Annotated in this window: 16 protein-coding genes and 2 pseudogenes; 10 read left to right on the top strand and 8 right to left on the bottom strand. The window is 52.9% G+C overall.

The window, feature by feature from the left end; genetic code table 11:
• Positions 1 to 102: 102 nt before the first annotated feature.
• A complete protein-coding gene (locus B5E84_RS14650) occupies positions 103 to 726 on the top strand; it encodes a site-specific integrase (protein WP_162612869.1) in 624 nt (207 codons plus the stop codon).
• A gap of 27 nt (positions 727 to 753) precedes the next feature.
• Here the strand turns inward: B5E84_RS14650 and B5E84_RS14645 are convergent.
• Positions 754 to 852, bottom strand: a pseudogene (locus tag B5E84_RS14645) (FeoB small GTPase domain-containing protein); the annotation flags it as partial.
• A gap of 145 nt (positions 853 to 997) precedes the next feature.
• On the opposite strand from B5E84_RS14645, the gene B5E84_RS14640 reads away from it, so the two are divergent.
• Positions 998 to 1,732 (top strand): M15 family metallopeptidase, encoded by a 735-nt coding sequence (locus B5E84_RS14640; RefSeq protein ID WP_087224054.1) that lies wholly within the window; start codon positions 998 to 1,000, stop codon positions 1,730 to 1,732.
• A gap of 89 nt (positions 1,733 to 1,821) precedes the next feature.
• Here the strand turns inward: B5E84_RS14640 and B5E84_RS14635 are convergent, their stop codons facing one another.
• Both B5E84_RS14635 and sfsA read right to left on the bottom strand, forming a co-directional pair.
• The gene (locus B5E84_RS14635; RefSeq protein ID WP_087224052.1) at positions 1,822 to 2,058 is read right to left on the bottom strand and encodes a FeoA family protein; all 237 of its coding nucleotides are present in this window, start codon (positions 2,056 to 2,058) and stop codon (positions 1,822 to 1,824) included.
• Positions 2,059 to 2,238: 180 nt separating this feature from the next.
• Positions 2,239 to 2,940: a DNA/RNA nuclease SfsA gene (sfsA, locus tag B5E84_RS14630; RefSeq protein WP_087224050.1), complete on the bottom strand. Its 702-nt coding sequence runs from the start codon at positions 2,938 to 2,940 to the stop codon at positions 2,239 to 2,241.
• 127 nt (positions 2,941 to 3,067) lie between these two features.
• On the opposite strand from sfsA, the gene thrC reads away from it, so the two are divergent.
• From thrC to B5E84_RS14605, 5 genes are all read left to right on the top strand, one after another.
• Entirely contained in the window at positions 3,068 to 4,564 is a 1,497-nt protein-coding gene (gene thrC, locus B5E84_RS14625; RefSeq protein ID WP_087224048.1) for a threonine synthase, read from the top strand.
• A gap of 182 nt (positions 4,565 to 4,746) precedes the next feature.
• Positions 4,747 to 5,610, top strand: a complete 864-nt coding sequence (gene fba, locus B5E84_RS14620) for a class II fructose-1,6-bisphosphate aldolase (protein WP_087224045.1) — start codon at positions 4,747 to 4,749, stop codon at positions 5,608 to 5,610.
• A gap of 155 nt (positions 5,611 to 5,765) precedes the next feature.
• Positions 5,766 to 7,883, top strand: a complete 2,118-nt coding sequence (locus B5E84_RS14615; RefSeq protein ID WP_087224043.1) for a glutamine synthetase III family protein — start codon at positions 5,766 to 5,768, stop codon at positions 7,881 to 7,883.
• A gap of 473 nt (positions 7,884 to 8,356) precedes the next feature.
• Positions 8,357 to 8,614: an AbrB/MazE/SpoVT family DNA-binding domain-containing protein gene (locus tag B5E84_RS14610; protein ID WP_087224042.1), complete on the top strand. Its 258-nt coding sequence runs from the start codon at positions 8,357 to 8,359 to the stop codon at positions 8,612 to 8,614.
• Complete coding sequence (locus B5E84_RS14605; protein WP_242963396.1) at positions 8,598 to 9,014, top strand: putative toxin-antitoxin system toxin component, PIN family; 417 nt, start codon at positions 8,598 to 8,600, stop codon at positions 9,012 to 9,014. Before B5E84_RS14610 ends, B5E84_RS14605 begins: the two co-directional genes overlap by 17 nt.
• A 199-nt stretch (positions 9,015 to 9,213) precedes the next feature.
• Here B5E84_RS14605 and B5E84_RS14600 read toward each other — a convergent pair whose 3' ends face one another.
• The 4 genes and pseudogenes from B5E84_RS14600 to B5E84_RS14590 all read right to left on the bottom strand — a co-directional run bounded on the left by B5E84_RS14600 (position 9,214) and on the right by B5E84_RS14590 (position 14,414).
• Complete coding sequence (locus B5E84_RS14600; RefSeq protein ID WP_087224038.1) at positions 9,214 to 11,244, bottom strand: GH25 family lysozyme; 2,031 nt, start codon at positions 11,242 to 11,244, stop codon at positions 9,214 to 9,216.
• A 20-nt stretch (positions 11,245 to 11,264) separates the two neighbouring features.
• Positions 11,265 to 12,101 carry a hypothetical protein gene (locus B5E84_RS14595; RefSeq protein WP_442911399.1) on the bottom strand — a complete coding sequence of 279 codons (837 nt, stop codon included), beginning with the start codon at positions 12,099 to 12,101 and terminating at the stop codon, positions 11,265 to 11,267.
• Positions 12,096 to 12,230 (bottom strand): annotated as a pseudogene (locus B5E84_RS21510) (cell wall-binding protein); the annotation flags it as partial. The gene B5E84_RS14595 and the pseudogene B5E84_RS21510, both read right to left, overlap by 6 nt.
• A 345-nt stretch (positions 12,231 to 12,575) precedes the next feature.
• Positions 12,576 to 14,414 (bottom strand): phosphotransferase, encoded by a 1,839-nt coding sequence (locus B5E84_RS14590; RefSeq protein WP_087224034.1) that lies wholly within the window; start codon positions 14,412 to 14,414, stop codon positions 12,576 to 12,578.
• A 392-nt stretch (positions 14,415 to 14,806) separates the two neighbouring features.
• On the opposite strand from B5E84_RS14590, the gene B5E84_RS14585 reads away from it, so the two are divergent.
• Positions 14,807 to 16,480, top strand: a complete 1,674-nt coding sequence (locus tag B5E84_RS14585) for a hypothetical protein (protein WP_242963395.1) — start codon at positions 14,807 to 14,809, stop codon at positions 16,478 to 16,480.
• A gap of 90 nt (positions 16,481 to 16,570) precedes the next feature.
• Positions 16,571 to 18,202, top strand: a complete 1,632-nt coding sequence (locus B5E84_RS14580) for a hypothetical protein (protein WP_087224032.1) — start codon at positions 16,571 to 16,573, stop codon at positions 18,200 to 18,202.
• 117 nt (positions 18,203 to 18,319) lie between these two features.
• Here the strand turns inward: B5E84_RS14580 and B5E84_RS14575 are convergent, their stop codons facing one another.
• The gene (locus B5E84_RS14575) at positions 18,320 to 19,054 is read right to left on the bottom strand and encodes a UTRA domain-containing protein (RefSeq protein ID WP_087224030.1); all 735 of its coding nucleotides are present in this window, start codon (positions 19,052 to 19,054) and stop codon (positions 18,320 to 18,322) included.
• A gap of 171 nt (positions 19,055 to 19,225) precedes the next feature.
• Here B5E84_RS14575 and treP point away from each other — a divergent pair, with 171 nt between their 5' ends.
• Positions 19,226 to 21,211 (top strand): PTS system trehalose-specific EIIBC component, encoded by a 1,986-nt coding sequence (gene treP / locus B5E84_RS14570; RefSeq protein ID WP_087224028.1) that lies wholly within the window; start codon positions 19,226 to 19,228, stop codon positions 21,209 to 21,211.
• Positions 21,212 to 21,228 lie beyond the last annotated feature (17 nt).

Here is a 21,228-nt window from a genome sequence, read left to right as displayed (position 1 = left end):
CTTGTTGCACTGATAGTGCATACCTGTACTTTTCTTTATGGGAAAAGTTCGGAAAATCGAGAATCTATGTGAACGACTATAAACGTCGGACGCTTGGATTCATTGACAAAAACACCAAACGATGTGAAATTTCCGAAAAAAATAAGAACCGAGGTTAGAGCGTTCCGGCCGGAGGAGGTATACGCCCTGTTGGGATGCGATGCTCCACAATGGGTCAAGGATGCGATCGTGATCGCGTTCCGGACGGGGATGCGCCCAGGTGAGATATTCGCCCTTAAATGGGGTGATATTAATTTGGATGCCGGCTACATATCCGTGCAGCGGGCGATCTCCAGGGCGTCATCAAAAGCAAAAGAAACTAAAACTCCATCAGGTACGCGCCGGATCGACATCGACAGCAAGCTAACGGCGTATTTGATGGGTATGGAGTTACGTGGTCTGTCTGAATACGTATTCCCAGGAACGCCGCAAGGTAAATATAAATACCGTATTCCGTGGAACATTGCTCAAATAATCAAGGGGATGTGCCGGGAAGTGGGAATTCCGGAACGGAATTTCTACAGTCTTAGACATACCCATGCAACGGTCCTCATGGAGTTGGGGATTCACCCCAAAATAGTCCAGGAGAGGCTGGGCCATAGTAGTATCCGGATAACAATGGATACCTACAGCCATGTGTCCCCCACCCTCCAGCGGGAGGCCGTAAACAGGTTCGAGGAGATATAGTTAATTTTGCCCCCTCTAACTTCATTAGCCGGTATGCTGCCTTAAGCCAGTCAGCCCATTGAAAATGGTGCTCTTGCCCACGTTGGGATTTCCGGCCAGGGCCACCACTGTGCGTTTTTCATCCATGAATGTCTCCCATATGAAATAGGCCTTATAGTTAGATATGCGGGGGACAGGGGCGGGGTGCGGAAAGGGGCGGCAGGGATTTCTGGGACAAAATCGTTTTTCCTTCATAAATTAATATAGAAAGAACGAAAAAGGAGAGAATCCTATGAGAGACATTTCACAGCTCTATCCCGCCCTTCAGGAAAAGCTCCGCCAGGTGCGCCAGGCCTGCGAGGAGCGGGGGCTGCCCATCGGCATCGGGGAATGTCTGCGGACGGTGGAGGAACAAAACGAGCTTTACGCCCAGGGCCGCACAAAGCCGGGCCATATCGTCACCAACGCCAAAGGCACCTCCTATTCCTCCATGCACCAGTGGGGCGTGGCCTTTGATTTTTACCGAAAGGATGGGAAAGGCGCCTACGAGGACGGGGACGGGTTTTTTGGCAAGGTGGGGGCCATCGGAAAGGAATTTGGATTGGAGTGGGGCGGTGACTGGAAGTCCATCACCGACAAGCCTCATTTTCAGCTCCCCGACTGGGGTTCCACCCCAAAAGAGCTGAAAAAGCAGTATAAAACGCCCCAGGCTTTTATGCAGACCTGGCCCGCGGGCGGCTGGCAGTTTGACGGCACCGGCTGGCTCCACCGGCGCACCGACGGCCTCTACACCCGCAACGACTGGGAGAAGATCGACGGATACTGGTACTGGTTCGACGGCGCCGGGCACGCCGTGGAGGAGAACTGGTATTCCTACAAGGGAAAATGGTACTACCTGGGCCGCGGCGGGAAAATGGTCACCGGCCTTCAGATCATCGGGGAAAAGGTGTACTATTTCTACGAGGACGGGATTATGGCCGAGGAAACGGTGACGCTGACGCCCGGGGAGGACGGGAGCCTGCGGTGACGGAGAAGAATGGGAGAAATTTCCGAAAAAAAGGGATTCCAGCGCCATGTTGGACGGTTGGAATCCCTTTTTGGGTGTCATCAGAAACCTCATTCCCCCAGCGGCCGCACAAAAATCTCCCGCGCGTTCACATACCGCAGGGCAATGACGGCATTCCGCACCAGATAGGCGCTCATGCCCCGGCGCCCCCGTTTCAGCACGCAGGAAACCGTCTCCCGGGGAGAGAATCCCAGATCCCGCAGCCGCCCAGCCATGCCGTCCTCGCTGGCGATCCACACCACCTCCGCGCTGGTTCCCGGGTCTATATCATTTAATGGAATGACCATATTGTTTCACCGTAAAGGTTCTGTTTACTTATTTATATGCGAGGTGGACGAGGAAATTGCCGCCGCAGTAGAAATGCCGCCGCAGTAGAAATGTCGCCGCCGCAGAAATTGCCGCCGCCGGGGAAATTGCCACCGCCAGTCCGCCGCAGTCTATCTGCTCCGCCTCGCGGCGCGCCGCCGCTAAGGCAGCCGCACTTCCACCTCTTTATCAATATTCAGCCGCAGCTGCCCGGTTTCTTCCTCATAGGCCACCGCGCAGTCCCGCGCCATCACCTTTACCCCGGCCTCGGCCGCCTCCCGCAGGGCCGCCCCAAACTCTGGCTGAGTGGCCATATTCGGCTCAAAATAGGAAATTCCCTTCATCTGGATCACAAACAGCACCGCCGTCTCCATCCCCTCCGCCGCCATCTGCGCCAGCTCCCGGATGTGTTTCAGCCCCCGCAGCGTAGGCGCGTCGGGAAACCGAGCCACGCCGTCCTGTTCCAGGGTCACCCCCTTTACCTCCATATATCCCTGCTGCCCGACCCGGGAAAAGGCCAGGTCAAACCGGGAATTTCCAAAGGTCACCTCCCGCCGTACCTGTTCCAGCCCCGGCTGGGTATTAAGCCACTCAAAGGCAGCCTGGTTGGGGGCCTGGGAGTCCATATTCACCAGCACATCTCCCTTCCACACCGCGATCAGGGAAAATTCCGTCTTTCTCCCAGCCGCCTTCGCCTCCGGGTGAAACTGCACCAGCACCTTCGCGCCGGGGATGAGCAGCTCCCTGCACCGTCCCGTATTTTTCACATGGCAGGTTTCCACCCTGCCGTCTATGTTCACCCGGGCCGTAAACCGGTTTGGCCGCTCCAAAAAGGTTCCCGCCCGCATCCGCTCATAAACCATATCCGTTCCTCCTTCTGTCAGTGGGGATTCACTGTTTTCCTACAAGATTCTACCGCAAAAATTCTTGTACGCCAAGGAAAAGTGTGTTAGAATTGGGGCAATTATTGAAGGAAGGAAGTGGACTGCCATGAATAGAACCTATCAGAGTACCAGAGGCGGAGAGAAAGGGCTGACCGCGTCCCAGGCGATTTTAAAGGGACTTGCCTGCGACGGCGGCCTGTTTATGCCCGATTCCATCCCCCAGCTGGACGTTCCCATGAAAACGCTGGCCGGCATGAGCTACCAGGAAATCGCCTACGAGACCATGAAATTATTCCTCACCGATTTCACCGAGGAGGAGTTAAAGGGCTGTATCGCGAAGGCTTATGACAGCAAGTTTGATACCGAGGAGATCGCCGAACTGGCGAAAGCGGACGGCGACTACTATCTGGAGCTTTATCACGGGAGCACCATCGCGTTCAAGGACATGGCGCTGTCCATCCTTCCCCACCTGATGACCGTTTCCGCGAAGAAAAACGGCGTTTCCAATGAGATCGTCATTTTAGCGGCCACCTCCGGCGACACCGGAAAGGCCGCCATGGCCGGTTTCGCCGGTGTGCCGGGCACCAGGATTGTGGTATTTTATCCCAAGGGCGGTGTCAGCCGCGTCCAGGAGCTGCAGATGGTGACCCAGAAGGGGGACAATACCGCCGTTGTGGCCATCCACGGAAACTTCGACGACGCCCAGACCGGAGTGAAACACATTTTCGGCGACAGCAGTTTCGCGGATCACCTGGAGAAGAACGGATTCCAGCTCTCCTCCGCCAACTCCATCAACATCGGCCGTTTGGTGCCCCAGGTGGCCTACTACGTGTACGCCTACGCGAAACTTCTGGAAAACGGGGAAATCGAGGACGGCGAGACCGTAAACGTGACCGTCCCCACCGGAAACTTCGGAAATATTTTGGCCGCCTACTTCGCGAAGAAAATGGGCGTACCCCTGGGCCGTCTGATCTGCGCGTCCAACGAGAATAAAGTGCTCTACGACTTCTTCTCCACCGGCGTCTACGACAGGAACCGCCCCTTTATCCTCACCAGCTCCCCGTCTATGGACATCCTGATTTCCAGCAACCTGGAGCGCCTGATCTATTTAAGCTGTGGCTGCGACACAGAGAAAACGGCCGCCCTCATGGCAAACTTATCCGGCGGCGGAAAATACGAGGTGACAGAGGAGATGCGCTCCTACATGGCCGATTTCTGGGGCGGCTTTGCCGGGGAAGGAGAGACGGCTGCCGTGATCAAATCCCTGTTTGAGAGCTGCGGTTACCTGATCGACACCCACACAGGCGTAGCTGCCGCCGTCTGCCGCCAATACAAGGAAAAAACGGGGGACAGCCATAAAATGATCATCGCCTCCACCGCCAGCCCCTTCAAATTTTCCGGCAGCGTCCTGGAGGCCATTGCCGGACCAGGGCAGGAAAAGGACGAATTCGCCATTGTGGACGAGCTGTCCCGCATATCGGGAGTGGCAGTGCCCGCCGCCGTGGAGGAGATCCGCACCGCGCCGGTGCGCCACACCAGAGAATGCGATCCGGCAGACATGGAAAAACAGGTGGCGGAATTTTTAGGCTGCCCGCTGGCGTAAGCCCCGGCGGAAAGCTTCCGGAAGGTTTCCCGTCAGCCCATTTCATAAAAATTTGTCAAAATGTGAAGGCGTGGCTGAACGGATACAATTTATTGCCCTTGTCCCCTTCTCAAACGGGGAAAAATATGTTATGATATGGGGCAGAATGTATCATACATTTCATTCATTGGAGGTGCTAAATTATGTTAGTTTCAGCAAAAGAAATGCTTGCAAAAGCAAGAGACGGCAAGTACGCCGTAGGTCAGTTCAATATCAATAACCTGGAGTGGACCAAGTCCGTTCTGCTTACCGCAGAGGAGTTAAAGTCCCCGGTTATCCTGGGCGTTTCCGAGGGCGCAGGAAAGTATATGACTGGCTTTAAGACCGTTGCTGCTATGGTAAAGGCTATGATCGAGGAGTTGGGAATCACCGTTCCCGTTGCCCTTCATCTGGATCATGGCTCCTACGAGGGCTGCTACAAGTGCATCGAGGCAGGCTTTTCCTCCATCATGTTCGACGGCTCCCACTATCCCATCGACGAGAACGTGGCAAAGACCCAGGAGCTGGTAAAGATCTGTGAGGAGAAGGGACTTTCCCTGGAGGCAGAGGTTGGCTCCATCGGCGGCGAGGAAGACGGCGTTGTCGGCCTTGGCGAGTGCGCGGATCCCGCAGAGTGCAAGATGGTTGCGGATCTGGGCGTGACCATGCTGGCTGCCGGCATCGGCAACATTCATGGAAAATATCCGGAGAACTGGCCGGGACTTCGTTTCGACGTGCTTGAGGCGATCAAGAAGGAAGTCGGGGATATGCCGTTAGTGCTTCACGGAGGCACCGGAATCCCGGAGGACATGATCAAGAAAGCCATCAGCCTTGGCGTTGCGAAGATCAACGTAAATACGGAGTGCCAGCTTTCCTTTGCAGAAGCTACGAGAAAATACATTGAGGCCGGCAAGGACTTAGAGGGCAAGGGATTCGATCCCAGAAAGCTCCTGGCTCCTGGCGCAGAGGCTATCAAGCAGACCGTAAAAGAGAAGATGGAGCTGTTTGGTTCCGTTGGAAAGGCCTGAGCTTGAGCGAGATCAGAAGGACGAAGGCGTTCTTCCCGGAAGGGGAGAACGTCTTTTCTTGAGTCATCTATGACGCAGAAACCTCCGGCGGGAGGTATGTTCCGCGCCGGCCGCCGGCAGGACCGCCATTTACAAAAATGAGAGGAAAAAAGAGGATGAGCGAACGGATAAACATTTCGGAAGTATTTGGAAAGAATGTATTTAACGAAAGCGTTATGAGAGAGCGCCTCCCCAAGAGCGTGTTCAAGAAACTGAAGGAAACCATAGAAAACGGCAAGGAGCTGGATCCGTCCATCGCGGATGTGGTGGCCCACGCCATGAAGGACTGGGCCATTGAGCGGGGCGCCACCCACTATACCCACTGGTTCCAGCCGCTGACCGGCATCACCGCGGAGAAACACGATTCCTTTATTTCCGCTCCCGGCCCCGACGGGAAGGTCATCATGGAATTTTCCGGCAAGGAGCTGATCAAAGGCGAGGCGGACGCCTCCTCCTTCCCCTCCGGCGGCCTGCGCGCCACCTTTGAGGCCAGAGGATACACCGCCTGGGACTGCACCTCCCCGGCCTTTCTGCGGGAGGACGCCATCGGCGTGACCCTCTGCATTCCCACTGCCTTCTGTTCCTACAAGGGCGAGGCCCTGGACCAGAAAACCCCCCTGCTTCGTTCCATGCAGGCCATCAACGAGCAGTCCTTAAGGATCCTGCGCCTGTTTGGAAACCACACCTCCAGCCGCGTCGTGCCCTCCGTCGGGCCGGAGCAGGAGTATTTCCTGGTAGATAAGGAAAAATATTTAAAGAGAAAAGATCTGGTTTACACCGGACGCACCCTGTTTGGGGCCATGCCGCCCAAGGGGCAGGAGCTGGATGATCACTACTACGGCGCCATCCGGGAGCGCATCGGTTCCTTCATGAACGAGGTGAACCGGGAGCTGTGGAAACTGGGCGTCACCGCCAAGACCCAGCACAACGAGGCGGCCCCGGCCCAGCACGAGCTGGCCCCCATCTACGCCCAGGTCAACCTGGCGGTGGATCACAACCAGATGATCATGGAGACCTTAAAAAAGGTAGCGGACCGTCACGGCCTCACCTGTCTCCTTCATGAGAAACCCTTTGCCGGTGTCAACGGCTCCGGAAAGCACAACAACTGGTCCCTGACCACCGATGACGGCATCAACCTGTTAAACCCCGGCGCCAGCCCCCACGACAATGTGCAGTTTCTGCTGGTGCTGGCCTGCATTTTAAAGGCGGTGGATGTTCACGCCGATCTGCTGCGGGAATCCGCCTCCGACGTTGGAAACGACTCCCGTCTGGGCGGAAACGAGGCGCCGCCGGCGATCATTTCCGTATTCCTGGGAGATCAGCTGGAGGACGTGATCAGCCAGCTCTGCGACACCGGTGAGGCCACCCACTCCAAGCAGGGCGGCACCTTAAAAACCGGCGTTGCCATGCTGCCGGATCTGGATCAGGACGTGACAGATCGGAACCGGACATCGCCCTTTGCCTTTACAAACAACAAGTTCGAGTTCCGTATGGTCGGCTCCTCCGATTCCGTTTCCCCTGCCAACGTGGTGTTAAATACCATTGTGGCTGAGGCGTTCAAGGAGGCGGCGGACGAGCTGGAGAAGGCGGATGACTTCCAGCTGGCTGTCCACGACATGATCAAAAAGCTCCTCACCGAGCACAGACGAATCATTTTCAACGGAAACGGATACTCCAAATCCTGGGTGAAGGAAGCAGCCAGAAGGGGCCTTCCCAACATTTCCTGTATGGTGGAGGCCATCCCGGCCCTCACCACGGAGAAAGCGGTAAAGCTGTTTGAAACCTTCCACGTGTATACCAAGGCGGAGCTGGAGTCCAGAGCGGAGGTAGAGTACGATTCCTACGCCAAGATCGTGCACATCGAGGCCCTGGCCATGACCAACATTGCCGGAAAACAGATTATTCCGGCTATCATCCGCTACACCGCCCGCCTGGCTGACTCCATGGCCAAGGTGCAGAGCGTCTGCCCGGAGGCGGAAATCAGCGTGCAGAGAGATCTCCTTTTGGAGGCGTCCCGCCGTTTGTCCGAGATCAAAGCGGCCCACAGCAAGCTCGTCGAGCTTCAGGACGAGTGCAAGTCCATCCGCAGCGCCAAAGAGAGAGCCATCGCCTGCCGCGAGCGCCTCGTCCCCGCCATGGAAGAACTTCGCCGCCCCGTAGACCTGCTGGAGCGCATCGTGGACAAGGATCTGTGGCCCATGCCGTCTTATGGAGACCTGCTGTTTGAGGTATAATAGACAGGAAAAAGAGATAGAGATGTAGATAACAGAAGGAGGAGACTTCCGGAGGAGGAAGGGCTCCTCTTTCTGCGTGTGGGGAGATTTTGGAAATGGAAGGTTTGCCTCATTTTGAGATTTTGTTTCATGAAACGATTTTATGAAACAGGGAGTTCACTAAATTTCCGGATTTTGTTCACTAAAATAATTTTATGAAACAAGAATTTCACTAATTTCCAAATTTTATTCACTAAAAACGATTTTAGAGAACAAGAATTTCACTAATTTCCGAATTTTGTTCACTAAAATGATTTTAGACAACAGATATTTCGCTGATTTCTTGAAAACTGTTCACTGAAATGATTTTAGTGAAGTGGGAGTTTGCTAATTTCCTGTTTTTGTTCATACAGGTTTACTTTCTTTATCTTATGAAATATAATAGAAGAAACAAAGAAAACTTTATTTCTCAAGAATTGAAAGGAGGAGTGTATATGAATTTGGCAAAAGTTTCTGCAAATGGCCAAATTACAGTTCCTGTGGAAGTCCGGCGGCAGCTTGGTTTGAAGTCCGGTGATAAAATCCTGTTTCTTCAGAACCAAAATGGGGAAATAGTCGTCAGTAACGCCTCCGCAGCGGCGATCCGAAAGGCTCAGGCTGCTTTTGCCGGAGTTTCGGAAACAATGGGGATTTCCAGCGAAGATGACATTCAGGCTCTTGTGGATGAAGTACGCTATGGAGAGGATCGGTGAAATGCGGATACTGATAGATACAAATGTTTTGTTTTCTGCATTACTCTTTCCGGGTTCAAAACCGGCAAAAGCGCTGCTTTATATCGCAGATCATTATGAAATAGTGTTGTGTGATCGAAATATCGTGGAGTTGCGGGAAATTTTGAGACGAAAAGCACCTAAATATCTGCCGGATGCAGAAGTGTTGTTTGCGGAAATGGCTTATGAATTGATTCCAGCGGTAGATCATGCGGAAAAACTGATCCGTGATGCAAAGGATCAGCCAATCCTGAATGCAGCTATTGTGGCGGATGTGGATATTATTCTCACTGGCGATAAAGACTTTTTAAGTTTGGATATGGAACATCCAAAATGTATGACGGTCGCGCAGTTTTTAGAAAGGGAAGATATAGAGGAATGATTTATCTGGTTCCGTTATTTACAAAATGGTGAGAAAAACGACGGTTCACCGGGATGTAAATAAAATCATTCTCATTTTAATAAGAAACATAAAACAGGCATATCCGCCCCAATTTCCACCTTTCAAGACACGGAATGATAAGGGATATGCCTGTTCTATTTCACTATAAAAATGTACAAAAGGAACCTTTTCTAATGCCTCACTGCAGCATCGCCCCAGGCCCCACCGGCGCGCCCGCGCCGCCGTCTGTCTGGTTAGCCGAATCCGTGCCCGCGCCGGAGGCCCCGCCTGTGCTGGCGCTGGAATCGCCTGCGTTCGTCCCGTCCGCCGCGCCGCTGCCCGTTCCGGCCTGTCCGTCAGCGGAATTTCCGGAATTTCCGTCATTTCCAGTCCCGGCGGTTCCGTCAGTCCCGGCTCCGTCCGTTCCGCCCGCCTGGGTTCCGCCGTCAGCCCCATCCGCTGCCTGGCTCAGCACGCCGTCCGCGCCGGCCTCGTAGGTCACGCCGTCCACCGTCACAGCTCGTCCGGCTGCCATGGCGCCGCCCGCTGCCGGGTCGAAGTAATAGTTCTTCCCGTCCACCGCAGTCAGTCCCGTCACCATCCTGCCGTCCGCGCCGAGATAATACCACACGTCATTTACATTCACAAGCCCGGTCTGCATGATTCCGTCGGAGCCCATATAATACCAGCTGCTGTCCAGATTCATCCATCCCGTCTGCATCACGCCCGCGCCGTTCAGATAGTACCGCGCGCCGTCTAAGTCGATCCATCCGGTCTGCATCCGTCCGCTCTGATCCATATAATACCAAGAGCCGTCCACTTCCACCCAGCCCTTCCGCATTTTCCCGTTCTCGTCAAAATAATACCAGGAGCCGTCCGTGCTGATCCATCCCGTCTGCATCACGCCGGAGCCGTTCATATAGTATTTCGCGCCGCCGTACTCAACCCATCCAGTCATCATCCGTCCGGAATCATTCAGATAGTAATGCTGTCCGCCGTCTTCCAGCCATCCGGTCTTCATCTTGCCGTCTTCCGCCAGGAAATACCAGCTGCCGTCCGGATTGATCCATCCGGATTTCCGGTCGCCGGAGGTCCCGAAGTAATACCAGGTGCCGTCAACGCTCGCCCAGCCTGTGGCCATGGCGCCCGACGGTTTCAGATAGTAGTGGGTGCCTTCAGATTCCAGCCACCCGGTCTGCATTTTGCCGTCCTCCGCCAGATAATACTGGCTGGAGCCTACGGTATTCCAGCCTGTCGCCATCACGCCCGTACCGGCAAAATAGTACCAGTCCCCATCCAGCTGCAGCCATCCGGTCTGCATCTTTCCTGTGCTTTCGTCCAGATAATACTGCTCCGAACCGGAAAGGAACCATCCTTTTTTCGTCTGCCCGTTCTCGTCGAAGAAATAGCGGGAGCCGTTGTCCTCCGCCCACGTATTCTTCTGCATGGCGTAATCCTTGTAAAAATAAGTCACCCCGTCAATGGTGCGCCAGAGCGTATCCGGAATCACTCCGGAGAAATCCTGGAACTGGAAATCAATATCCGTATTCCCTTCCACACCGGAAATGGAGCCGCTGCTGGTGGCCTGCCACATAACCGGATCCTCGTAAGCCGGTTTTCTTCCGTATCTTGCCACCCACACGTCGTAGTCGATGGCGCTTAAGTCAATTTTATTGGCCAGCCAGTTGTCATTGGCATAGACGATGGGGTAGTAGCCCGCGTCCGCGATCCGCTGGCAGAAGGCATTGATGATCTCGCTCACCTGTGCCGGTGTCAGGGTTCCCAGGGTGCCGTTGTCCTCCACATCGAAGGCCACGGGGTAGGAGATGGGATAGTCCTTGATCAGATTCAGGACGAAATCCGCCTCCTCCACCGCCATCTCCGGCGTGGTGGCGTAAGAATAAATGTACGCGCCCAGGGCGATCCCCGCCTTATGGGCGCCTTCCGCGTTCACACGGAAATAGGGATCCACATCCCCTTTATACCGCGTTCCCAGCATGACGAAGGAAACGTCGTCCGCCGCTACCGCGTTCCAGTCAATCTGCTGTTTCCAGTGGGAAACGTCAATGCCGCGGGCATATACATTTTCAATGGCCGTCCCGTCTTCCATGCGGTACACGCCGGAGCCGTCCTTATCGTAAGCCCCGTATGCCGTCATGGGAGCCAGGACCGCGGAAACGCTTAAAAGCCCGCTGAGCGCCAAAGCTGTCCAGGAATGATGTCTGTGCATAGGTTTGTCCTCCTCTGTACTCAGGCTACCGGCCCTGTGGTGGAAAACTCCGGGATTTCCCCGTCAGAGCTGGGTTTTTTGGAGTTGTAGTATTGGTAAGAGGAAGTGGTATTGCTGGAGCTGGAGGATCCCCCCGTACTTCCGCTGTTATCCGGCGGCCCGGTCACCACCGGGGTAGAGCCGGAGCTGCCGGGAGTGCCGGTTCCGGGAGAACTGGATCCAGGCGTATTGTTACTGTTCCCCGTGGAATTGGAAGGACTTCCCGTCACCACGTTGCCGCCGGAAGGCGTTCCGGTGGAAGGAGAGCCGGAGCCGTTTACCGGCGAACCGGAGGTAGGCGAGCTGCTGCCGCCGGTGTAAACGCCGTTGGAATCAAAGGAATACTGCTTTCCGTCGATGGTCACCGTCGTTCCCGCGTACATGACGCCGGTGCTGGGATCCAGGTAATAATAAGTACCGTTCAGGTTCTGCCAGCCAGTCTGCATATGGCCCACATCGTTAAAGTAGTACCACTTTCCGTCAATCTGTTTCCAGGCGATGGACATATCCCCGTTGGTGGCGTCCATGTAGTATTTGTTCCCGTTGCTGTCCGTCAGCCAGCCGGTGAGCATCTTTCCGTCCGTGTTCAGATAGTAATGCTTTCCATTGATCTGCTGCCAGCCGGTGAGCATCACGCCGGTGTTCTCATTCAGATAGTACCAGGTGCCGTCGATCTGCTGCCAGCCGAAGGCGCAGCGCCCGTCTGCCTTGAAATAGTACCAGTTGTTATTGATGGGACGCCAGCCGGTGACCATGACGCCGTCGCCTTTTACATAGTAATAGTCCTCGCCGATGTGGATCCAGCTGTTGTAAATCATGGCGCCGTAGTCGTCCTGCTTGGAATTCAGGTAGTAGTAGACCCCGTCCACCTGCTCCCAGCCCACGGCCATCTCGCCGTTGGACTTAAAGTAGTAGTATTTTCCGTTGATCTGTTTCCAGCCGGTGGTCATGCGTCCGGTGGTCAGATCCATGTAGTAGTATTTATTGTCCGTGGTGTGGATCCAGCCCTTGTAATAGGTGCCGTCGTCGTTCACATACACGTAGCTGGAGCCGTCCAGTTTCCAGGACGCGGCCTGAGCAGGGATAGCCTGGGCCAGTGTCATAAGCCCCACAAAGCCGACGCAGGCAGCCGCCAGAGGCAGTTTGTATTTCATATCCTGATTCCCCCTTATAGTAAAAATTGTATTGCTGAATGAAAAACGATGCCGGGACCGCCGGGCGCGAAACAGCCGTCCCCCGGCGCCTTTAGGTACAGTATATCACAAAGCTTCTCCCAAAAGATAACATTTTTATTACAATTTCTGTAGATTCTTCTGAACAATCCGTGAACAGTCCTTCGCGTACCGGTACATGATCAGGGTGTACTCCCCGAATTCGTCCCCCTGAGAGCTCTTATACACCGCCCAAAGGCTCCAGAGAAATCCTCCCAGAGCCATGCTGGCAAACACCACTGTCCGCTCCAATTCCTCCGGCTCCCGGTCCAAATACGCCTCCATCAGAGTTTCTGTTTCTTCTATATTATAATAGGAGTAAATGGAGCACATGGCCAGATCCATAAGCGGGTCGCACATCCCGGCGTATTCCCAGTCGATGAGCTTTGCCCGGCCGTCGGGCAGCATGAGGAAATTGTCAAAGTTGCTGTCAATGTGGGCCAGCACCTTCGGCCGCCCCAGCCCGTCCAGCCAGTCCATCAGCTCCCACATCCGCCCGCGGATTTCCCTGTAATCCTCAAAGGGAATGCCGCCGTGGTTCAGGCACAGGTTCTCGTAAAACATGATCCGCTCCCGGATATTAAAATCGTGTCCCACAGCCAGCCCCGACTGGTGGAAACGGCGCAGCAGCCCCATACACTTGGAAATGTCCTCCGGGTTGCGGGGATCCCCGTTTCTGGCCCCGTCGTAGTATTTGGCGATCTTGTAGCCCGTTTCCGGATCCAGGTAGAGGAGCCGCTCCGTAATGTCCAGATCGGCCACCACGCCGTAGACGTCAGCCTCCTGGCGGCGGTTGATGAGCATTTCCGTGCCCGGGCCGGGAACCCGGCAGATATAGGAAACGCCGCCGGCGTCAAAGAGGAAGGACTTGTTGGTCATTCCCGATTTCAGGCATTTGATATTTTGAATGTCCGACTCCGGTACCCCCAGCACCCGGGAAACCAGCTCCATGGCCTTGCTGTCGGAGTGGGTCTGATAGCGGGGGTCAAACTTCCGCAGCTCCTCCAGGTTTTCAAACTCGTAGACCTGGCCCTCCGGCTGGCAGTTGGCATACATCACCGGCGCCTCCCAGCCTTCCGGCAGAGAAACCCGGCCGTGGCGCAGACGCCGCTCCCAGTCTCCGTTTAAAATCTCCATGTAAACGTGCTCCCAGTAGAGCTGTTCCGTCCCCGGCAGCTCGTAGTAGCGCTCCAGCACCGGGAAAAACCGCTCCGAAAACTCTCTGGAGAAATAAGCCGGCCCGTACATATACCAGCAGTCCCGGCCTCCCACCTCCACGCCGGTGATCCGTCCCTTCTTATTAAAAGAGACGCACCACTCGGAGGTGTCTCCACCGGCGTGGGAGAGAGAGTACCAGGCGCCGCACTCGTGGGCGTGGTACATATTTTCCCGCAGCCAGTTGTCGGAGGAGAGGAGATACACATTCCTTCCTTTAAAGAGTTCCCTGGCGTGGTAGACGGTGGCCAGGGTGTTTTTGCAGGAATACTCCGGGTTATAGAGAAGTTTCACCTGGTATTTGTCGATCAGATACTCAAACTTTTCCTTTAAATAGCCCACCACCACGGTGATGTCCCGGATGCCCGCCTCCTGGAGCTGCCGGATCTGCCGCTCCACCATCCGTTCCCCGAATACCTCCAAAAGCCCTTTCGGCATCTCGAAGGTCAGCGGCACAAACCGGGACCCGAAACCGGCGGCCAGCACCACAGCCCCGTCCACCCGGTAGGTGTTCAAAAACTCCGTTCCCTGTTCCGTGAGGGAATAGGCCTTCCCATTCTCCTGTTCCACATAGCCCAGCGCCATACATTCCTTGATCAGGTTGTTTACTGTCCCCAGGGAAAGCATCAGTTTCTGTCCGATTTCCCGCTGGGTCATATGGGGATTTTCCCAAATGCTCCTGCATATCAGTCCGTGACGATCCATAAAAAGTCCTCCGTTTGGCTGTTTTTAATGAATGTTCAAAAACAGAATTTACTCAAAAGATATGAACATTATACCACGCCTCCCCCCATTTTCAAGGCCAAATTCCAGGATTGTACTCGAATCTGTACAATTTTCGTAAAAAACAGCGACTTCGTAATAATTACGTAAGAAAAACCACAGATAAAAGTTATGGTATTTTTAAAAGAAATGTACTATACTGTGTTTGTGATGAGGAGGTCACCTCCTTAGAGCAGGATTACAAAAAATTTTTGTTGTACCTTGACAAAAAAAGTATTGCTAATTTTCGCTTTAAGAAGTATAATGACCTCGTAGTGCAATTAAGAATTTCGAACAAAGAATTTCAAAAAAGGAAAAAGGAGAGTGCATTCATTATGAGAAAGCAGACTAAATTAGTTGCAGTATTATCTGCATCTGCCCTGTTAGCTCTTGGTGCATCCATGACTTCCTTCGCAGCTACTGGCTGGACCGAGGAGAATGGTACATGGGTATACTATGATAACGATGGCTATCAGGTAACTGACACTTGGAAGAAATCTGGAAACTACTGGTTCTGGTTAAACAGCGACGGCGAGATGGCTACCAACGAGCTTGTTGAGGACGACGGCGACTACTACTATGTAGACAGCAACGGCGCTATGGTTACCAACAGATGGATCCAGTTAGAGAATGACGACGCTGACGAGGATGATTCCGAGTACGTATGGTACTACTTCCAGAACAATGGTAAGGCTTACACCGCTTCTGAGGGCGACAGCGTATCCTTTAAGACCATCAATGGCAAGAAGTACACCTTCGATGACGAGGGAAAAATGCTCTGGGGCTGGGTTGATCAGAACGGCGACAGAGTAACTGATGAGGCTGATTGGGCAACTGGCCTGTACTACTGTGGAACCGCTGATGACGGTGCTCAGGTAACTGGATGGGCTAAGCTGCACGTATTAGATGAGAGCGTTGAGGAGAGATTCAACGACAGAGAGGATGAGGAGGAGCAGGATTACTGGTTCTACTTCAACTCCAATGGTAAGAAAGTATATGCTACTGCAGATAACATTAACGATGGCGTATATGTAACCAAGACCATTAATGGTCACAAGTATGCATTTGATGATGCTGGTGTAATGATGTTCGAGTGGACGGATGAGTTCGCCACCACTACTGAGGACTCTACTGCTACCGCTTCTACATGGCAGTACTACAATGACCGTGAGGCTGGTAACAGAGCTAAGGGCTGGTTCTATGAGATCCCGGCTGAGAAACTTGATGGCAGTGCATACGACGATGCAGAGGCGAAGTGGTTCTACTCCAAGAACGATGGTACTCTGTATGCTAACGTAATCAAGACCATCAACGGCAAGAAGTATGCTTTCAACGATAAAGGCGAGATGCTGAGCGGCCTGCAGGCTATTAAGTTTGATTCTGCTGGCAACATGATTGAGAGCTACAAGGTCGATGAGGAATCCGAGCTTGATAAGTATGTAGATGAGAATTCCGGCAGATACGCTGGCTCCGCGTGGGATATTTACTACTTCGGCGATAGCGCAGATGGTGCTATGAAACTGAGCAGCCAGAACGTAGAGATTGATGGTGAGGTTTATAACTTCTACTTCATGAAGACTGGTGAGAACAAGGGTAAGGGCTTTGGATCTGATAGAGTATACGAGGAGTATAAGCTGTCTAACGGAGCAAATGGCGGAAATGGCCTGTACGTAGAGAAGTCTCGCGTATATGATGACAAGGCTGTTTATACGAATGGCTTAAAGGTAACTGCTGACAGCGATCTGAGATATCAGGCTGTTGATGTTGAGACGGGTAAGACCTACAAGAGAAGCGACTTGAAGGGTGCAGCAACTAATAATAATCTTGTTCTGATCAACGCTTCTGGTTCTATCATGAAGAATAAGTCCAGCGTTAAGGATGGCGATGATTGGTACTACAGCACCAATAAGTATGGCGTAGTAACTGCAATTGCTTCCGATAAGGATTACCTTGATCCGAAGGATGAGAATCACGACAAGTGCATCTACACCAACACCATTGAGGACTAATTACTAGTTCACAGTTTTAGGAAAATGAAATTCTAATTGCCGAGCGGGTGGGGAATCTCCCCACCCGTTTTTATGAAAGGAGATACATACGTGAAGAAACACGGAAAGCTGTTGACAGAATGTCTTATGGTAGGCGGCTTTTGTATGACCATGGCTTTTTCTTCATTTGCAGAAGTACCGGATGAAGAAATGGTGGGATGGATTGAGACAGACGATGGCTGGATGTACTACGATGAAGACAGTTACCCTGTTACAAATGAATGGAAAAAAAGCGGCGATAATTGGTTTTATCTGGATGAGGATGGCTACGTTGTTTATGATCAGATCATTGAACATGAAGATTACATCTATTATGCCAATGAAGATGGAGCTATGGTAAAGAACCAATGGGTACAGCGGGCAAACGAGGATAATGATACTGCTGATGAGAAGAATGCCGCTGTAGATGTATGGTACTATTTCCAGAATAATGGCAGAGCTTATGTCGCTGGTGACAATGGGACATCCTTTAAAACAATTAACGGCGAAAAGTATGCGTTTGATTCTGATGGACGTATGCTTTGGGGCTGGGTGAATGATGTATCAGAAATGTGCAACGAAGATTATGACTGGCAGACAGCTATGTATTATTGTGGGGCTGAGAATGACGGTGCCAGAAAATCTGGATGGCAGCTCATTGATGTAGAAGAAAACAGAGAGAATCTGGCTAAAAATAAAGATAATGATAGCGTTATGTACTACTATTTCTATTTTAGAGAGAATGGAAAGAGAGTACAGGATACAACGAGAACCATTAATGGTCAGAAGTATTCTTTTGATGAATACGGAGCCATGGACTATGAATGGACGATGGCGACGGATTCCATAGCCAGCCTTTCTACTGCGACTGCATCTGTATACCAGTTCTTTAATTACGAGGATTATGGTAATCGTGTAAGTGGATGGTTCTATACAATCCCGTCTGAGGATATGCATAAGCAGGATCATGATGATGAGATTGAGCATTGGTATTATGCTACAGGAGGCGGAAACTTAATTACTGGCCAGTTTAAAACGATTGATGGGAAAAAATATGCGTTTAATCAGTATGGTGAAATGCTTTATGGACTCCAGGCAATCAGATTAAATGACAGTGATCCGACGATTATTGAAGATAGCTATTTAATTGATGATGAATCTGAGTTGGATGCTTACCTGGCGAGAGAAACTAATTATTCCGGTGACTACGGAACATTTAATTTTGATGGAACCCTGTTATATTATTTTGGCGAAGATAGCGACGACGGAGCCATGAAGACAGGAAAGATGAAATTGGAGTTTGCAGGAGATACATATAACTACTATTTCATCAAAACGGGATCCTACAAGGGAGCGGCTTTCGGCTCACTTGAAAAGGTAGAAGGAACTTACAAGGAAACCGAAGATGGAGAGTACGTATTCATTGATGATGAAAAGTACATTTATCGTGAAGGCCGCAGGATGGAAGCGGAAGATGATGTGAAGTATGAGCCATTCGATGCTTGGGGTGAGAAACCGGAAAGCATGGATGATACCACAAATGGTAGCTACTATCTGGTAAATACCGCCGGTAGCATTCAGAAGAAGAAAGAAAATCTGAAAGACCGCGATGGCTACTACTACTGCACCGATGCTAAGGGAGTCATTACATACCGTGGCGACGAAAAGTGTCAGAACCACAGCGACACCGAGCAGCATTCCTAATTAAAACACTATCAAAAACTCCGGCACACTGCCGGCAAAAACGGAGGGCGACCTCCCAAGCAAACCGCTTGGGAGGTCGCCCTCCGTTTTGCTGTCAACTCAGCAGAACCCGCCATCTCATCCTGCCGGCCGCCTCAATGCGTTGTCCTGAAACCGAAAGTAGTCCGGGCGGTGGCGGGATTGGGTGAATTCGAACATGACGCCGTCGCTGTTGTAGGTGTGGCTGGTGATTACCGCCAGGCAGTTGTAGTCGTTTACATCCAGCTCCAGGTATTTTTCGTCGATCTGGGTGATCTTTTCCACGGTCATCACCCGCTTGCTGTTGACGATGGTCATGTGGAGGCTGTTTTCCAGGTACTCGTAGATGGAGCTGGCGGCGATCTCCGGCGTCAGGCCGGGGGCGGCGCTCTTTAAAAAATAGTTGTGGTTTAAGATCAGCGGCTTTCCGTCCAGGGAGTGGACGCGCTGGATGTAGTAAAGCTCCGCGCCCACTGGAAACCCGGTGCGCTGGGACACACGTTCGTCGGCGGTGAGCTCGATAAACTGGAGAATCCTGGTGGTTCCCACCTTGCGGTTGCGGATGGAGGACTCCTTAAAGCTCTCGATGCCGCCGATGGTGTAGGAGGTCTGGTCCACGGGAATGAAAATATTGCGCACGCCCTTGCCCTGGATGGTCTGGACGTAGCCGTCAGTGACCAGGCGGGAGATGGCCCGCCGCAGGGTGTTGCGGGAACAGCCGTATATGGGAATCAGGGAGTTTTCCGATGGCAGCAGCTCTCCCTGCGGAAATTCCCCCGATTCAATCTTTAATTTCAGGTCTTTATAAATCGTCTCATATTTACTCTTAGGCATAAATGGTTTCCTCGCAATTTGCACAAAATAAAAATGGAAAAACTTGTTTAAACATCTGTGATTATTATATCGGTACAGGGGAAAAAAGTCAAGAAAAAGCCTTGACTTGTTTAAACAAGTGTGCTATTCTAAAGCTGTTCAAACAAGTTCGTGAATGGAGGAGGCACTATCATGGCGAAGTATCAAAATGAAGTTCGGGAGCTGCTGGACGCCATCGGCGGAAAGGCAAATATCTCCGCAGTTTCCCATTGTATGACCAGAATGCGTTTTGTACTGGCAGACGAGAAGAAGGCAGACGTAAAGGCGATTGAAGGCATCAAGTGCGTCAAGGGAACCTTTACCCAGGCCGGACAGTTTCAGGTGATCATCGGAAACGACGTTTCCACATTTTTCAATGAGTTTACCGCTTACGCCGGTGTAGAGGGCGTGAGCAAGGACGCGGCCAAGCAGGCGGCCAAGGGCAATCAGACCTGGATTCAGAGGCTTATGAGCAACTTAGGCGAGATTTTCGCCCCCATCATCCCGGCCTTAATCTGCGGCGGTCTTGTGCTGGGATTTCGGAACATCATCGACAGCATCGCGTTCTTTGAGAACGGCACCATGACTCTGGTGCAGATTTCCCAGTTCTGGGCCGGTGTGGACAGTTTCCTGTGGCTCATCGGTGAGGCGGTGTTCTGGCTGCTGCCTGTAGGCATTGTGTGGTCCATCACAAAGAAGATGGGCACCACCCAGATTCTCGGTATCATCCTGGGACTGACCCTGGTGTCCTCCCAGCTGCTCAACGGCTTTAACGTAGCCACCACCCCGGCAGACCAGATCCCCGTATGGGATTTCGGATTCGCTCAGGTGAGAATGATTGGTTACCAGGGCCAGGTGATCGCGGCGATGATGGCCGGTTTTGTGCTGGTGTACCTGGAGAAATTCTTCCGGAAACACTGCCCGGCAGTGATCAGCATGATCGTGGTGCCCTTCTGCTCCTTAGTACCGGCAGTGTTCGTGGCCCACATGGTAGTAGGCCCCATCGGCTGGGCCATCGGCAACGCCATCGGTGACGTGGTGTACGCGGGCCTGACTTCCAATATCCGTTTTGTATTCGCAGGCATCTTCGGCCTGTGCTACGCTCCCATCGTAATGACGGGACTTCACCACATGACCAACGCCATCGACTCCCAGCTGGTGACAGCTACGGGCGGCACCATGCTGTGGCCTATGATCGCCCTCAGCAACATCGCCCAGGGTTCCAGCGTACTGGCCATGAGCGTATTGCAGAAGAAAAATGACAGAGCCCAGCAGGTAAACGTACCGGCCCTTATTTCCTGTTACTTAGGCGTTACGGAGCCGGCCCTGTTCGGTGTAAACTTAAAATACGGTTTCCCGCTGGTGTGCGGCATGATCGGTTCCGGATGCGCGGCCCTGATCTCCGTGGGATTCGGCGTACAGGCCACCAGCATCGGCGTAGGCGGACTTCCGGGAATCCTTTCCATCTTCCCGCAGTTCTGGGGCATTTTCCTGATCGCCATGGTGACGGCCATCGTGATCCCCTTCGTGCTCACCTACATTGTGGGCAGCAAAAAGCTGACGGCAGAGGACCGGCTGGGCGAGGTCAAAGCGGAGGAGAGCAGTCCCGCCGCTGAGGCAGAGGGTGTGACAGAGATCACCGGCGCGGCCGGAAATGAGGCGAAGGCAGAGTGCGCCGGCGGCGCGGGTACCTTAAAGGCGTTCTTAAGCGGAACGGCAGTACCGTTGGAGAAGGTTCCGGATGAAGTGTTCTCTCAGCACATCATGGGAGACGGCATGGCCATCGAGCCCACGGACAACACCGTAGTGGCCCCGGCGGACGCTGAGGTGACCGTAGTGATGGAGGACTCCCGCCACGCCTGCGGCCTGACCCTGGCAAACGGCATGGAGCTGCTGATCCACGTAGGCATTGACACCGTAAATATGCAGGGCGACGGCTTTGAGATGTTTGTAAAACAGGGAGATAAGGTGCACTGCGGCCAGCCCCTGCTCCGGTTTGACCCGGAAAAGATCAAGGCGGCAGGATACCCCACCATCACCGTATTTGTGGTGACGGACGAAGGAAAGGCAAAGAATGTCACCTTTGCCACCGGCGAGGACGTGAAGGCCGGCGAGACGGACATTGTGCGGTTTGAGTAAGAAACAGGAGGCATTTA

The sequence above is a fragment of the Lachnoclostridium sp. An14 genome, from assembly GCF_002160755.1.
Lineage (GTDB): Bacteria > Bacillota > Clostridia > Lachnospirales > Lachnospiraceae > Lachnoclostridium_A.
This window is presented reverse-complemented; position numbering and strand designations above follow the sequence as displayed.

What these genes read in the sequence shown, in the direction of transcription:
- B5E84_RS14640 (WP_087224054.1), top strand. Translation starts at nt 998, where the DNA reads ATGAGAGACATTTCACAGCTCTATCCCGCCCTTCAGGAAAAGCTCCGC.
- B5E84_RS14635 (WP_087224052.1), bottom strand. Translation starts at nt 2,058, where the DNA reads ATGGTCATTCCATTAAATGATATAGACCCGGGAACCAGCGCGGAGGTG.
- sfsA (WP_087224050.1), bottom strand. Translation starts at nt 2,940, where the DNA reads ATGGTTTATGAGCGGATGCGGGCGGGAACCTTTTTGGAGCGGCCAAAC.
- thrC (WP_087224048.1), top strand. Translation starts at nt 3,068, where the DNA reads ATGAATAGAACCTATCAGAGTACCAGAGGCGGAGAGAAAGGGCTGACC.
- fba (WP_087224045.1), top strand. Translation starts at nt 4,747, where the DNA reads ATGTTAGTTTCAGCAAAAGAAATGCTTGCAAAAGCAAGAGACGGCAAG.
- B5E84_RS14615 (WP_087224043.1), top strand. Translation starts at nt 5,766, where the DNA reads ATGAGCGAACGGATAAACATTTCGGAAGTATTTGGAAAGAATGTATTT.
- B5E84_RS14610 (WP_087224042.1), top strand. Translation starts at nt 8,357, where the DNA reads ATGAATTTGGCAAAAGTTTCTGCAAATGGCCAAATTACAGTTCCTGTG.
- B5E84_RS14605 (WP_242963396.1), top strand. Translation starts at nt 8,598, where the DNA reads ATGGAGAGGATCGGTGAAATGCGGATACTGATAGATACAAATGTTTTG.
- B5E84_RS14600 (WP_087224038.1), bottom strand. Translation starts at nt 11,244, where the DNA reads ATGCACAGACATCATTCCTGGACAGCTTTGGCGCTCAGCGGGCTTTTA.
- B5E84_RS14595 (WP_442911399.1), bottom strand. Translation starts at nt 12,101, where the DNA reads ATGATTTACAACAGCTGGATCCACATCGGCGAGGACTATTACTATGTA.
- B5E84_RS14590 (WP_087224034.1), bottom strand. Translation starts at nt 14,414, where the DNA reads ATGGATCGTCACGGACTGATATGCAGGAGCATTTGGGAAAATCCCCAT.
- B5E84_RS14585 (WP_242963395.1), top strand. Translation starts at nt 14,807, where the DNA reads ATGAGAAAGCAGACTAAATTAGTTGCAGTATTATCTGCATCTGCCCTG.
- B5E84_RS14575 (WP_087224030.1), bottom strand. Translation starts at nt 19,054, where the DNA reads ATGCCTAAGAGTAAATATGAGACGATTTATAAAGACCTGAAATTAAAG.
- treP (WP_087224028.1), top strand. Translation starts at nt 19,226, where the DNA reads ATGGCGAAGTATCAAAATGAAGTTCGGGAGCTGCTGGACGCCATCGGC.